A 12,887-nucleotide genomic window follows, 5' to 3' on the forward strand; every position below is an offset into this window, starting at 1 on the left:
GGACTGCTGGTTCACGCAGACGAGCTGCGGGACGCGGGGGTCCGGATCGGATGTGCGCATGACCGGTACGCCGGGCGTGCCGCAGATTTCGCACCCGCCGATCTGTCGGGTGTCGTCGGCCAGGGCGTCGCCGTGGGTGCAGGCGGGGCCGAAGGTGGGGTGTTCGTAGGTGTCCCGGTCGATTTCGTCCGGGAGGAACGCCGCGGTGCAGGCGGCGCAGACGATCGGGCCTTCCTCGAATGCCTTCCCGGAGAGGCGGATCTTGCGGGGGCATTCGCACTCGGCGCTGACGCCGTTGTTGTTGTTCGTGCGCTGTTTGCCGTCCCCGGTCGGTTCCGGGTGCCGGTACGCCTTGAGCGCGTCGGCGAGGGTGGTGATGACGTCCGCGTAGTCGGCGGCGGTGGTGTCGTTGAGGGTGCAGGGTGAGTAGCCGAGCTTGTCGTCCTTGACGGCGGTGAGGCCGAGTTCGGCGGCGAGGGTGGCGAACTTCTTGTTGTGCCATCGGCCCTGGCGCGATGTGTCCTGGACGCCTCGGGTGTCGGCGAGGCCGTGGGTGGCCTCGTGGAGCAGGGTGGTGAACACCTCGGCGGGGGTGCGCTTGAGTCCTTCGCCGGAGATGAGGACTTCGGGTAGTTGCTGGTCGCCGTGCTGCCAGCGCAGGGACGCGAAGTGCCCCCACTTCATGGACTTGCTCCCGGTGGCGGGGGAGCCGGAGCCGACGATCAGGACGGCTGCGGGGACCTCGGGATGCCGGGTACGGATCGCGGCCCAGCAGGATTCGAGTGCGGACAGCAGTCCGGCAGTGGTGAACGGGCTGGGTTGACACGTAGGTGTCAAGACGGGCGTGTCGGTGGTGGTCATCGGTTGGCCTCCGTACGGATGCGGCCGGTGAGGAAGACGAGTTCGACGCCCTCGGGCACTGGCACCGGCGTGGTGCTGGTGTCGGGGTCGCGGGAGTAGCCGAAGCCCTGATCCGGGCTGGCGTGCTCGGTGAGGTCGTGCTGGCAGCGGTCGCAGAGTCGCGCTGGTGCGGTGATGGTGGTGGTCATCGCGGTCACCCGCCCGTCAGTCGAGGGGTCCGCAGGTGTGGTCGCGTTGCGATCCGTGACAGCCGCAGGCGAGATAGCCGCCCACGTCCAGCAGCGGCAGGTCGGCCGCTGCGGTGTCGAGGTCGTTGGTGGCTCCGCGCTGGATGGTCGCCGGGGTGACAACCGGTCCGTTGTCTGGCTCGGCGGCGGAGCTGTCCGGGTGTTGGGTAGGGTGCATGGATGCCACGTCCTTTCGTAGGCGGTGGTGGTGGCCGACGAGCCGGTCCGGCTTTCCTAGGGCGAGGTCCGGTTCGTCGGCTGTTCCTATGGGTTGGTGCGGTGGTGCCGTTGGTCAGCCGCGTGCGGCCGGGTACGGGTCGCGTCCTCGCGTGCAGTCGCGGCAGATGACGCTGTTCGGTCGGTAGCGGCGGGAGTGTCGCCAGCGGCGGCACGCCGCGCAGCGGATCTCCAGGGTTCGGGTGGTGCAGGCGCGGTGGTTGCGGCGCATCCGCCAGGCCGTCGTGAATCTCAGTGCTTGCCGGGTGAGTGGTTGGTCGGCGCGGCTCATGCGGCGGCCCGCAGTTCGGTGGTGAGGCGGGTTTCGGTGCTGCTGCGCCGGACCCAGGCGGCGTAGTTGGCGACGCGGATGATGTCGGCGTTGGTCATGAAGCAGGCTTTGACCAGGGCGGGGATGCCGCCTTCGGCGATGAGGTAGCCGCAGCCCTGGTTGTTCGGGTCGACCGTGTTGGCGCTGTAGCCGCGCTTGGCCCAGCCGTGGCCGAGGACGATGTCCGACGACACGTCGTCGGTGCAGCGACCGGCGAACCGCCAGGCGAACAGGGCGCGCAGCGAGGGCAGGATGATGTCCGAGGACGGGCGTTGGGTGGCGGCGACGACGATGATCCCGACGGCGCGGCCGCGGGCGGTCAGGTCGCGGAGCAGGGCCATGAACCGTTCCTGGTCCTTCTTGTCGCCGACGGTGGCGGAGAAGTAGGCGATCTCATCGATGGCGACGAGGATCGCGTCGAAGGCGTCGCGGGGCAGGAACTTCTGCCGGTTCACCGAGCGCAGGAAGGCGTACCGGTTGTCCATCACGGTTTGCAGGCGTTCCAGGGTGAGAATGGCCAGGTCGAGGTCGGGGCCGACGAACACGTCGGCGCTGCCTTCGTAGAGGCCCAGTTCGACCAGCTTGCCGTCGAGCAGGCAGAGCCGGACGTCGTCGCAGAGGGCGGCGTGCCCGACGATCGTGTTCAACAGGCTGGACTTTCCGGCGCCGGGTTCGCCGCCGATGAGCATGTTGCGGTAGATCAGGGGCAGGTAGACCGGCTGGCCGAACTCGTCGATGCCAAGGAACAGCGGGTCGAAGATGGACATCAGGGTGCCGACCGGAACAGTGCCCGTGTCGGCGGCGGGTCGGGTGGTTGTCATCGGGTTCTCCAACGGGGGTGTCGGGGCAGCTCGCCGGGCTGACGGGGGCGGCGGCGCCAGTGGGCTTTGCCGATCTGGATGTCGCTCCACGCGACGACGTACTCGTCGTGTTCCGGGACGCACCAGCCGCACAGGGTGGCTTCGCAGTTGCCGTCCCAGTACTGGCCGAGTTCGCCGCAGGCTGCGCAGCGCCGCGGGGTGGTGGGCATCGGATGCCGTCCTTCCATCGGGGGGACGGGTGTCCGGCGCGGCGGCGGTGACCGAATGGTCGAGGGCCGCGCCGGACGTGCCCGGGTTAGTTGAGGTGGGGGTTGATCGGCCGCAGAAGCGACAGGTCTTCGACGTCGGCGGGTGGGCCGAACACGGCGCTGATGGCGTCGCGCAGCGCCTGGTAGGCGATGTGGCCGTCGAGGACGAGGCCGGCGATGACGCACCCGTGCATCAGGGAGCAGGGCTGCGGTGTGTCCAGGTCGACGATGACGACACCGGGGGTGCCGTGGAGGGTGAGTGCGGCCATGGTGACCGCGATGATGGGGCCGTAGAGGGTCACCGCCGTGGAGGGCACGGGCGGGTCGTACAGGTCGTCGGCGGGGTTCGCGTCGAGGGTGAATCCCAGGTGGCCGACTTCGGCGTGGGTGTTGTGTTCGTTCAACATGGCAGGCTCCGATTCGGGTCAGGCGTAGTCGCGGGGGTCAAAGCCGGACGGTTCGTCCTCGGGCGGGGTGGCCGCGGTGTTGCGGCCACGGCGTGGCCGGGGTTCGGTCGTGCTGTTGGTGTTGGTGGCCCGCGTGTTGCGGGGATGCGGCACGTCGGCCAGGTTCACGCCGACCGGTGGGGTCGCCGGGGCGGTCAGCGTGTTGTCCGGCATGTCGGCCGGTACGCGGTTCGGTAGCGGGGACATCACGGTGCCCGTGAGGGGTTCGCGTCGGGTGATGTCCACCCGGATGAGCGCCGCCCGTTTGCGGGAGGCGCGGGTGACGCGGACCTCGTTGGCCCAGCACGCCACGGCGAGTTTCTGCACCTGGCCGTCCTGCTCCAGGTCGCGGATCGACAGGCCGGGGCGAAGCCAAAGCCACACCCGTTCTCCCGCCGGGGTCGGCCGGGCGAGCAGGATCAGCGGCAGCGTCCCGGAGCGGTTCGTGGCGATGAACGCCGCGAAGCACACCCGAAGGCGGTGCCGCACGATCAGGCACCACACCGGGGCGAGAACCCAGTGCCGGACCCGCCCGAACGCGGCGGGGACACCGACCAGGACGACCACCAGGACCAGAGCCAGCCACAGCGGGGTGGCCTGCATCAGCCACGTCCAGCCGTAGACGACAACGAGTGCGATGACGATCTCGGCTAGCCAGTGCCAAACGATCCGCAGGACCGGCCACGCCACGATCAGCGCGAACACCACCGCGCCCAACACCAGCCCGCCCAGCACGCCGAGCAGGCCGCCGAGGATCGGATGCAGGTAGTGGCTCGCGACGGTGCCGCCGAGCAGGGCGACGACCACGAGGGTGACCCAGAACGCGACGATGGCCTTACGCCGCTGGCTGCGGCGGGTCGGGGCCTCGATGACCGTGACGGTCTGCCCCCGGGTTGAACTGCCGAACATCGTTCGGCCGCTAGACTGGGACACGACGATTCCTCCCTGATGCAGGGCTAGGGATTGGGTTGGAAGGAGTGCGGGGCCGCGCTTGGACGCCAATCTCTGGCGGTCCCGCCTCCTGCGAGCTCAGACGCTCCGGCAGGCCGGAGCAGTGGATAGGGTCAGGCGGAGGCACCTGCCATCGCAGGGACTCGCGTCTCCACGGGCTCCAGCGCGGTGCACTTGAACGAAACACCCGAGTTGATGTCGCCGTCCTTGCGCTTGTTCGCCCACGGGAACGCCTCCAGGTCGAGCGGTACGACCTGCTCACACACGTCCGCGGTCGGCTTGTCGACGTTGGTGACGGCAACGTTGAACACCGCGCTCCACCCGCGACCACGGGCGTAGAGCACGACCATCCACACCGGCAGCTTCGTCTCGAAGTCCACCTTCTGCGTGTTCGTCTTCTCGTCCAACTTCGGCGTCGCAGGCTGCGACACCTCGAAGATGACGTTGGTGATGTCCAGCATCAGACGCGGCTGGAGATTGCTCGGCATAGCTGTGCTCCTTCATCATCCGTTGATGCCGCTTTGGTGGGCGGCGACTGGTGAGGACAGCATCCATCTACAGCCGAAGCTCAACCCGCACAAAAATACGACCCGCACTTTTGTGCGGGTCGCAGCAGGTGATGATCGGACGAATTGACACCTACGTGTCAATGGCAGCGCCCGAAAGCATCTCCCTCAGAGCGGCGGCGAGCCAACGGGGCTGGAACGATTCGACCACACCTGCGCCGCTGCCAGATTGAATCGGCTGCAGGCTGTGCTCACCTGATTGGAGATCCATGAATCTCACGCCAGACTTGCTGAGCGCCTCGATTGCTCCGGGCAACGCCGTGTGTCGCCAAAGCTTGTCGTTTACCATTGGCGCCATCAGCACCGGCAGCCCGGCGCCGACACTCTCGCAAATGAGGCTCACGGCATAGTTGTCGGCGATGCCAGCCGCGACCTTATTGACGGTATTAAACGTTGCCGGGCAGACGACGACTGCATCGGGATCTGCCGCCGATCTGTTCTGATCCGGCGTTCGGTAGTCGATGCGTGGAGGCGATCCGAGAGTCGAGACCAGCAGAGGTATGTCAAGCCACGCCGCAGACGATGGTGTACCGACAATCGATACAGACCAAGCATCCCTCATTAGATAGGTAGCAATGTCAACGGTCCGGCTAGATAATGGCGCCGCACAAACGACGAGCGTAACGTTCGGCATCTTTCAGTCCCTCAGTCCAAAACTCCGGACCGGACGGCGAGGCTGTGTAACGCACTGTTCTTTGAACGCTTCGACCTCGTGAGCATCTCACGGACCATCTCACGAACTACCACGTTGTATCGAACGGCTGCGGGCGCGCTTCGCTCGGCCTCCAGCAGATGGAGAAGAGCCTCAGCGTCTCGTTTGCGTTGGGCCTGAGCCCACGCCAAGTCCAAGCTGACCTGAGCCCGCCGGCTGTTGAGGCCCGCCGGAAGCTGGTCGGTATTGACCGCCGTTGCGGCATGAAGTGCCTCGGCCGTGTCACCCAGCTCGGCGGCAACACTTACGCGATGGATCGCAACATTGGTGGGCCCGAACGCCGTCCAAGCGAAGTTCGCGTCATGCCCCAGCTTCTCCGCAAGTTCCTGCGCGATGCCCAGGCGCCTCCAAGCCTCATCACGATCCGTACGTCGAGCCGCGATCACCGCGCTAGCGAGCCACAGAGCACCGCACACGGACACGAGACTCGGGGAGTCGGATCGCGCAACTGACTGGAGACGGGTAGCCATCCTAATGGCAAGCCCTTCGGCATCTTCGGGTCGATCGGCCTTCAGCAACGCGCAAACGACCTGATAGGCCGCCATACCTTGCGCCTCGTCCGAGTCCGCCTCCAGAGCGGCAGTGGCACACCGGTCCGCCGCAAGAAGCGCAAGATCACTAGCACCCATTTTTGTAAGAAGCTTCGCAGCAACGACGTACGCGGATACGTAGCTAAGTAGCGTCTCGCGACGATTCGGCCCAGGCGACGACGCATGCAAGGAGTCAGCGGCGAGCAGAAGCTCGGGCAACTGGCGAACGAGAGGCTCGTATTCTGCTGCCTGATAAATGCGATGAGCATCCGCTGCAAATGTTCGCAAGCCAGCAAAGTCCATCGAAGGTTCGCCAGTGGCACCGAAGAGGTGGTCATACCTTGCGAAGTACTTCCTGACGTCATCCAAATCTGTGGGCGTAGTTCCACCATTGGGCGCATACTGCCACGGACGTCCAGTCAACGCTTCTGCCTCGACGTGAAGAATCTTAGCCAAGTCAAGGAGAATCGAGAGCCTGTCAACCGACCGGACTCCACGCTCCACTTGAGAAAGCCACGACTCGGAACGACCGATGAGTCCGGCAAGTGCTGCCTGGCTCATTCCACGACGACGACGGTACGCTGCTATCCGCTCACCAATCGATCCCGACACCATGTATCCATTGTCTCACACATGGACGGCACAATGGGGCCTTTATTTTCGGAGGTTGCGAAGCGCGGGCCGGCTATCAGGACCTGCATGACGGATCCGTCTCGGAACGTGGGTGACATATCTGGCTGACGATCTTGTGGAGGCAGGTAGTGTCAGGCACTTGTCCGCTGCTCTGGCCTGCCGGAGCGGCAGACAAGGGCGCGAAGACAGCTCTGCTGGGTGATGCCGATGCAGACATCCACCCCGCCGCAGCTTTGGGCGACCCGGTCGGCTTGCGCGGAGGCAGAGGCGTTGGTACGTCAGGTCCACCCGGGCGACACCGTCGAGCCAGCCGGCGACGGCACATCTGGGCGCCCAGCCTTAAGCGACTGGAGAGACGATGGCAGAGCAAGAGTCAGTCAGCGGTCAGGCCTCGATTGCAGCAGCCATCATCGTGCATGACGGCAAGGTTCTGCTGGTCCGGCGACGAGTCAGCGAGGGAACGCTCTCCTGGCAGTTTCCGGCAGGCAAGGTTGAGCCCGGCGAGTCCGACGTTGAAGCGGCGATACGCGAAACGTCCGAAGAGGTCGGCTTGGAGGTACGCGCCAGTCGACGCCTGGGCGAGCGCGTCCACCCGACCACCGGCCGAACCATGATCTATGTAGCCTGCGACGTTGTGGGCGGCACTGCACGAGTGGCCGACGCCGACGAAATCGCCGCGGTCGAATGGTGCGACCGCACCAAGCTTCTCCAACACGTGCCGTACCCACTCCACGACCCGGTCCAGAGATACCTCGACGGCTGCCTAGAGTCTGGGTGACTGGCGTGCGACACGTCTTCCGACAACGGAGCTGCGCCGGGTGGCAAGCACACGGTGTGCCGCTGTTACCACGCACGAATCTGCCGATGAGAATGCGCCCCATCACTCGCTCCGCATGGGCTGCGACAGCCAGTCGGTTCCGGGAGGCCATCAGCCGGAAACGTGCGCACACGCGCGTGGTCCATACGTGTTCAGTCGGCGATCCGACCGCCGTCGTCAGGCTGCATGTCGACCCGCGACAATCAGCACGTGAATTCGTCATCGACAGGTCACCGGCCACCTCGTGGTTGGTCGGCGGCGGAGCGGGCGATGTGGCAGGCGTTCCGCAAGGGCGAGCCTTTCGGTGGGCCTCACCAGGCTACTGCGGTCCGGGCGGATCGAGTCCGTTACCTGCTGCTGGCGCAACCGGCGGCCGAGCCGGGTCACCAGGCCAGCCTGCGAGCGGACGGGGTGACGATTCAGGGGCAGTTAGACCTACGCGACGCCGTGCTCGGATGCGTGGTGCGATTCTATCGCAGCACCTTTACCGACCCGATTCTGGCTCACGGGCTCACGGTTCCGTCGATGATCCTGTCCGACTGCACTGTTCCAGGGCTGCGGGCGGACCGGATTCGGGTTGATCGCAGTCTTAGCCTGGCGAACTCTAGGGTGGATGGGTGCGTGTATCTGCGTGACGCACGTATCGGCGCGGAGCTCGACCTGGCGGGCGCCCGGATCACACCTACGGGCTACACCGGTGCCGCCCCACGGCACAACGGCGACCGGCACCCCGACTCGTATGTCGGCGTCGATGCGGAGAACGCGGTCATCGGCGGGGACTTCGACGGGAACGGGTTAACTCTGCGCGGCGGGCTGTTCCTCAACTTGGCACGGATCGACGGGGCGCTTGGATTGCAGGGTGCACAGATCCCCGACGGCTTCGTGCAAGCACCCAGTCTGATCGTGGGCGGCGTTTATGCACGCCGGGGATTCACCCTGGCCGGCACCATCAATCTGTTCAACGCGGTGATCAACGGTCCGATCGAACTGGGCGGCGCCATGATCGACAATCCGGGAGAGATCTCCTTCGGTGGGTGGGGCATGTCCGTCCACGGTTCGATCATGGCGGACGCCAGCTCGTGCTTCACCGGCACGGTCGACCTCCAATCGGCCGACATTTACGGCGGACTCGACCTGGCTGACGCTCGGATTTCGGCTCCCGGCCCGGACGGCGCCTTGCATCTTCCGCGAGCCACCATCCGCGGAGCACTTCGCGCGTCCGGCGCCCAGATCGACGGCCTGGTCACGCTCACGCACACCCAGATCTCAGCCGGAGTCGATCTATCTGCGACAAAGCTCGGGCGTATGGATGCAAACAACCTATCGACCGCAGGCGACATGAACCTCACCCGGGCAACGATCTTCGGGCCAATCTCGCTGCGCGGGGCCCGCATTGAAGGAACAGCCGACCTCGACGGAGCGAAGGTCGGAAGTGCCAACGGCGTCTCGATCCAGGCCGACGGCCTCGTCGCGTTCGAGCTGACCGTCCAATGCCACCGCCCAGCGGGCCACATCGACCTCAGCCATGCCCGTGTCGAGCTGCTCTGCGACAGGCTGACCTCTTGGCCCGCTGGCTCCGGAAGGCCGATCCTCACCGGCTTTAGCTACCAGCAACTGCGCAACTACACAGCGGTGGCCGACCGGCTTGAAATGATCCACGATGCGACCCCGACCGCCGAGCCACAGCCGTACGAACAACTGGCGAACGTCCTTCGTGCCGCCGGACGAGACGAGGAAGCCCGGCGAGTGCTCCGCGAGAAGCAACGACGCGAAGCTCGATCCGGCCGATGGCCACGACGGCTATGGGGCGCCGTACAAGACCTCACCATCGGCTACGGTTATCTCCCCGGACGCGCCGCCAGCATCTTCGTGGCACTCCTGCTGAGCGGTACCGCCTACTTCGCTCTCGCGGCCAACTGCAACGGCCAGGACGGGCTCTGCCCGATCAAGCCGACCGAACATCCCACCTGGGACCCCTTCCTATACGTGCTCGACGTCCTCCTGCCGGTGATCGACCTCAACCACGAGAAAGCATGGGACCCCATCGGAATCGACAAGATCGTCACGCTGGCCCTTCTGATCAGCGGCTGGGTTCTGGCCACCACCATCGCAGCCGCTGCAGGGCGGGCCCTTAACCGGAACTGATCCCCAATCGACCACGAAATCGCGTCGCGTTGATTTGCCGATGACAGTGCGTCGACCGTTGAGGAATATGCGCAGTAAGTGATGCCCATATTCGGCATCACTTACTGCCCTATTCGCCCGCCTGAAGTTCTGCGCGCATTGCCATTGTCTCAGTTCTCAACGCGTTAGTAACATAAGGCATTGCAACCAGACATAGGCCTAGAATTGTTAAGCCGGCCAGGACGAGGATCTCGGCGAAGCGATTCAACCAACCGTGCGGCTCTACGACGACAGCGAAGAGGCATAGACCTTCGGTCACCACAAAGGCCGCTCCAATCGCCGCGAAGGCATTGGCGACGCGCCATCCCAGTGCGTAGTGCGGGGCGGAGGAGGGGAGCACGCCGTAAAGGTGTGTAATATCCTTGCGCAAGTTCAGCGCCTTAAGTAGCCAGCCGTTCGGGTTGTGAAGGGTTGGATGTGAAGGAATCCACTCGACAAGAGAGGCTGCGAATTCGTCGGCCGCTTGACGCAAACTACGCATCTCCAACACTACGGCGATCATTAAGGCTGGCAGCACCTGTGCCAACGTAAGATATACAGCGGCGGTCATCGCTCAATTGTCTCTACCGTGTCAAAGCGTCCAGCGAGACGGTACGTCTCTCATGCCGCCGACAGGGCGGTTGCCGATAAGTTGCGCTCGAGAACTATCGATGCTGTCGGCCGTCTCGGATGCCGTCGTTGTGGGTAAGGTCGGCGCGTAGTTGGGTGCGGGTGCGCATCAGAATCCGGCCGAGCACGTCCTGACCGGTGCCGGTCCGGCCTCGTCCCCATTAGTGGTCGGTGCCGGTGTCCTCGACGATCTCGGCGTTGCCCGTGTCCAGCAGGATGGCGCGGATGTCGGCATGGGCGGCGAACTTGGCCGCTACGGCCCGGCGCATCACGTCGTCCTTGACCCGCTCCCAGTCGCGGCGCAGCGGTAGGGCCCGGCCGCGGCCCAGTTCGGCGGCGCGCACCGGGCTGGCCGTCCGACGAATCAGGTCGGCGTGGCGGGTGCCGACGAACTTCTGGGCCTGGAAGTAGTGCTCGGACGTCGGCCACCAGTGCCCGTCGAGGTCAAAGCCATGCGAGGAGAAGTTGGAAAAGCAGCCGTACGGAACCTCGTCGGCGCCGTAGAAGTAGATCGTCACCTTGGCCTCGCAGTAGGGGCGGGGATCCACACGGTGCCACACATCGACAAAGCGGCAACCGATATGCCACCACGCCACCGGATCTGCCGGGACTCGCGCGATCAGGGACGTTGGTCTGGGTCGGTCTCGGCCTCGCACTCGTCGCATCGGATCCACTCCGGTAACTGGTTCCAAGCGGGCTGGCCTCGCACCGCGACAAGCAGCTCCCACGGGTAGCCACAGGCGGCGTTCCGCGCTTCGCTCGGCTGCAGATGACACGTCGCGGTCGGCGTTTCGGGCTCGGTGTCATACCGCAAGCGCGTCTGCGACTCGCCGAACAGACACGTAACGACGTGCCACCATCCCTGACGTGGCCATCCCAGACGTTCAGTCGCCACGAAGTACAGCACGATCCATGATCGCATCGGCCCATACAGTCGTCCTTCGAACTACTCATCAGCCGCCGGTCGTACGTAGTCGCTGTCGTATTCGTCACGCTACGTGCGGTTCGCCGTAATCCGGGAACGCTCGTACCGAGATACGTGAGATCTGCCTATGCGGGCTGATCAACCCAGGCCGACGACCAGGATGAATCGGTGATGCCGACCGACGGCCGCGTTGAACGCCATGAGCACATCGGCAGGCTACGGCAAATCGGGGTGGTCGAGCCCTCTGATTCCTCTGATTCCAATGCTGATTCTGATGTTCCGATGCCGAGTCTCATGACGTTGGCGACGGATCGGTCTCGGGACCTGGGCGACACCTTCGGCTAGATGCGATCGTCTTATCTTCCGTTGTCGGGTGCGCTCGGCATCTATTTCCGGCCGATGTGAACGCTGCTGGGCCATGTCGGCAGCTAGGTTGATTGTGTGGGCATGGCGGCAGGCGACATTGAGCGCGTCGTGACGTTGCCGGATGGGCGTGCACTGGCGATCCGCGAAGGCGGGGACCTGGCCGGCGCAGCGGTGGTGTACCACCACGGCACACCGGCTTCGCGATACCAGGCCGGTTTCATCGAGGCTGCAGCCCGCTGCCACGGCATTCGAGTGGTGTCCTTCAACCGTCCCGGGTACGGCAGCGCGCCCGAAACCCCACCGAGTCTCGCCTCGGTGGGAACCGACGCGGTCCACATCGCCGACGCGCTCGATCTTGAGCAGTTCAGCACGGTGGGAGTGTCCGGGGGCGGCCCCTATGCGTTAGCGACGGCGCTTGCCGGGCCGGGACGCGTTTCCCAGGTCGCCGTCGTCGCCGGCATCGGGCCGTGGCGGCTAATCGAGCCGGAAGACCCGAGCGATCCAGAACGCGAGCTGCTCGCCCTCGCGGATGCCGGAAAGATCGACGCTGCTCTGGCCGGATACCGGGCAGTGCTGACGGCGGAGATCGGTGACCTGCTAGCCATCGGCGACGACAGCGCCCTGGTCGAGGCGTATCTGGACGGTGCCCCACCGGACGACCTGCAATGGCTCGACCAGGAGAAGCGATTGCTCTGGGCGGTGGATCTCCGGGAAGCCGTACGTACCGGCGACGGGTACGCACGCGACAACGTCGCTTGGGGCGGCCGGTGGGACATCGACATAGCCGCTATCCGCTGTCCCGTTCGGCTCTACTACGGCAATCTGGACCGGCTCGTTTCCCCAAGCCATGGCCGTTGGCTGGCAGACCGGATTCCGGGCGCTATTCAAGTGACGTGGCCGGATGCCGGACATGGAATAGCAAGCTTCGGCCACTGGGACACGATCTTCGCCTCAATGCGGGACGAGTCTGTCTGACTTGTCATCGCGAATCCGAGCCCGCGGCACCCAGTCAGCCGCATTCGGACTGCCTCACCACGGCGGTTCCCCCAGCACACGGCGCAGTGTCGCCCAGGTCCCGAGACCGATCCGTCGCCAACGTCATGAGACAGGACAAATGTCGATCCATGCCCCCGTGAGAACTTTCTATACGAGTTCAAGGCGGCCCGCTGACGCGGGCCGCTCGCGCCGCCGGACCAGGGCCGGACCTACGGTCCGCCGCTCGGGATCCACGCCTTAGGCCTGGCGGCCACGGCGCGGACCCGGCGGTTCCAGCCCGCCGGACAGCGCGAGAAATGCAGAAGGCCCGGAGCCGCCGGGTTACGCCGGGCAGTTCCGGGCTTGCTTGCAGCTTCGATAGATCAGGAACAGCGTGCCTCCGGCGGGGCGCTCGGGCGCTCCGGGATGGTGGGCGCCATCCCGTCGGCCTTCGTCCAGGCGAAGCCGA

At 65.4% G+C, this 12,887-nt stretch carries 14 protein-coding genes; 3 read left to right on the forward strand and 11 right to left on the reverse strand.

The window, feature by feature from the left end; translation table 11 throughout:
* Positions 1-857: 857 nt before the first annotated feature.
* The 9 genes from EV385_RS05305 to EV385_RS05345 form a co-directional block, all read right to left on the reverse strand.
* Positions 858-1,049 carry a hypothetical protein gene (locus EV385_RS05305; protein ID WP_130508432.1) on the reverse strand — a complete coding sequence of 64 codons (192 nt, stop codon included), beginning with the start codon at positions 1,047-1,049 and terminating at the stop codon, positions 858-860.
* 16 nt (positions 1,050-1,065) lie between these two features.
* Positions 1,066-1,266 carry a hypothetical protein gene (locus EV385_RS05310; RefSeq protein WP_130508433.1) on the reverse strand — a complete coding sequence of 67 codons (201 nt, stop codon included), beginning with the start codon at positions 1,264-1,266 and terminating at the stop codon, positions 1,066-1,068.
* Positions 1,267-1,592: 326 nt separating this feature from the next.
* Entirely contained in the window at positions 1,593-2,456 is an 864-nt protein-coding gene (locus EV385_RS05315) for an FtsK/SpoIIIE domain-containing protein (RefSeq protein ID WP_130508434.1), read from the reverse strand.
* Positions 2,453-2,665: a hypothetical protein gene (locus EV385_RS05320; protein ID WP_130508435.1), complete on the reverse strand. Its 213-nt coding sequence runs from the start codon at positions 2,663-2,665 to the stop codon at positions 2,453-2,455. The genes EV385_RS05315 and EV385_RS05320 overlap by 4 nt, the downstream gene beginning before the upstream one ends.
* Positions 2,666-2,751: 86 nt before the next feature.
* A complete protein-coding gene (locus EV385_RS05325; protein ID WP_130508436.1) occupies positions 2,752-3,111 on the reverse strand; it encodes a hypothetical protein in 360 nt (119 codons plus the stop codon).
* Between the two features lie 18 nt (positions 3,112-3,129).
* Complete coding sequence (locus EV385_RS05330; RefSeq protein ID WP_242624719.1) at positions 3,130-4,059, reverse strand: hypothetical protein; 930 nt, start codon at positions 4,057-4,059, stop codon at positions 3,130-3,132.
* Between the two features lie 155 nt (positions 4,060-4,214).
* Positions 4,215-4,589: a hypothetical protein gene (locus EV385_RS05335; protein WP_130508438.1), complete on the reverse strand. Its 375-nt coding sequence runs from the start codon at positions 4,587-4,589 to the stop codon at positions 4,215-4,217.
* Positions 4,590-4,740: 151 nt separating this feature from the next.
* A complete protein-coding gene (locus tag EV385_RS05340; RefSeq protein ID WP_130508439.1) occupies positions 4,741-5,301 on the reverse strand; it encodes a flavoprotein in 561 nt (186 codons plus the stop codon).
* Positions 5,302-5,312: 11 nt separating this feature from the next.
* The gene (locus tag EV385_RS05345; RefSeq protein ID WP_130508440.1) at positions 5,313-6,524 is read right to left on the reverse strand and encodes a helix-turn-helix domain-containing protein; all 1,212 of its coding nucleotides are present in this window, start codon (positions 6,522-6,524) and stop codon (positions 5,313-5,315) included.
* A 376-nt stretch (positions 6,525-6,900) separates the two neighbouring features.
* Here EV385_RS05345 and EV385_RS05350 point away from each other — a divergent pair, with 376 nt between their 5' ends.
* Positions 6,901-7,320: an NUDIX hydrolase gene (locus tag EV385_RS05350; RefSeq protein ID WP_130508441.1), complete on the forward strand. Its 420-nt coding sequence runs from the start codon at positions 6,901-6,903 to the stop codon at positions 7,318-7,320.
* Positions 7,321-7,629: 309 nt separating this feature from the next.
* Positions 7,630-9,504 carry a translocation/assembly module TamB domain-containing protein gene (locus EV385_RS05355; RefSeq protein WP_130508442.1) on the forward strand — a complete coding sequence of 625 codons (1,875 nt, stop codon included), beginning with the start codon at positions 7,630-7,632 and terminating at the stop codon, positions 9,502-9,504.
* 109 nt (positions 9,505-9,613) lie between these two features.
* Here the strand turns inward: EV385_RS05355 and EV385_RS05360 are convergent, their stop codons facing one another.
* Both EV385_RS05360 and EV385_RS05365 read right to left on the reverse strand, forming a co-directional pair.
* On the reverse strand, positions 9,614-10,093 hold the full coding sequence (locus EV385_RS05360) for a hypothetical protein (protein WP_130508443.1): 480 nt from the start codon (positions 10,091-10,093) through the stop codon (positions 9,614-9,616).
* A 220-nt stretch (positions 10,094-10,313) separates the two neighbouring features.
* A complete protein-coding gene (locus tag EV385_RS05365) occupies positions 10,314-10,700 on the reverse strand; it encodes an NADAR family protein (protein ID WP_207229756.1) in 387 nt (128 codons plus the stop codon).
* Positions 10,701-11,524: 824 nt separating this feature from the next.
* On the opposite strand from EV385_RS05365, the gene EV385_RS05370 reads away from it, so the two are divergent.
* The gene (locus EV385_RS05370) at positions 11,525-12,418 is read left to right on the forward strand and encodes an alpha/beta fold hydrolase (RefSeq protein ID WP_130508444.1); all 894 of its coding nucleotides are present in this window, start codon (positions 11,525-11,527) and stop codon (positions 12,416-12,418) included.
* Positions 12,419-12,887: the final 469 nt, after the last annotated feature.

It is taken from the genome of Krasilnikovia cinnamomea (genome assembly GCF_004217545.1).
Classification (GTDB): Bacteria; Actinomycetota; Actinomycetes; order Mycobacteriales; family Micromonosporaceae; genus Actinoplanes; species Actinoplanes cinnamomeus.

What these genes read in the sequence shown, in the direction of transcription:
- EV385_RS05310 (WP_130508433.1), bottom strand. Translation starts at nt 1,266, where the DNA reads ATGCACCCTACCCAACACCCGGACAGCTCCGCCGCCGAGCCAGACAAC.
- EV385_RS05330 (WP_242624719.1), bottom strand. Translation starts at nt 4,059, where the DNA reads ATGTTCGGCAGTTCAACCCGGGGGCAGACCGTCACGGTCATCGAGGCC.
- EV385_RS05325 (WP_130508436.1), bottom strand. Translation starts at nt 3,111, where the DNA reads ATGTTGAACGAACACAACACCCACGCCGAAGTCGGCCACCTGGGATTC.
- EV385_RS05335 (WP_130508438.1), bottom strand. Translation starts at nt 4,589, where the DNA reads ATGCCGAGCAATCTCCAGCCGCGTCTGATGCTGGACATCACCAACGTC.
- EV385_RS05320 (WP_130508435.1), bottom strand. Translation starts at nt 2,665, where the DNA reads ATGCCCACCACCCCGCGGCGCTGCGCAGCCTGCGGCGAACTCGGCCAG.
- EV385_RS05345 (WP_130508440.1), bottom strand. Translation starts at nt 6,524, where the DNA reads ATGGTGTCGGGATCGATTGGTGAGCGGATAGCAGCGTACCGTCGTCGT.
- EV385_RS05315 (WP_130508434.1), bottom strand. Translation starts at nt 2,456, where the DNA reads ATGACAACCACCCGACCCGCCGCCGACACGGGCACTGTTCCGGTCGGC.
- EV385_RS05305 (WP_130508432.1), bottom strand. Translation starts at nt 1,049, where the DNA reads ATGACCACCACCATCACCGCACCAGCGCGACTCTGCGACCGCTGCCAG.
- EV385_RS05350 (WP_130508441.1), top strand. Translation starts at nt 6,901, where the DNA reads ATGGCAGAGCAAGAGTCAGTCAGCGGTCAGGCCTCGATTGCAGCAGCC.
- EV385_RS05340 (WP_130508439.1), bottom strand. Translation starts at nt 5,301, where the DNA reads ATGCCGAACGTTACGCTCGTCGTTTGTGCGGCGCCATTATCTAGCCGG.
- EV385_RS05355 (WP_130508442.1), top strand. Translation starts at nt 7,630, where the DNA reads ATGTGGCAGGCGTTCCGCAAGGGCGAGCCTTTCGGTGGGCCTCACCAG.
- EV385_RS05370 (WP_130508444.1), top strand. Translation starts at nt 11,525, where the DNA reads ATGGCGGCAGGCGACATTGAGCGCGTCGTGACGTTGCCGGATGGGCGT.
- EV385_RS05360 (WP_130508443.1), bottom strand. Translation starts at nt 10,093, where the DNA reads ATGACCGCCGCTGTATATCTTACGTTGGCACAGGTGCTGCCAGCCTTA.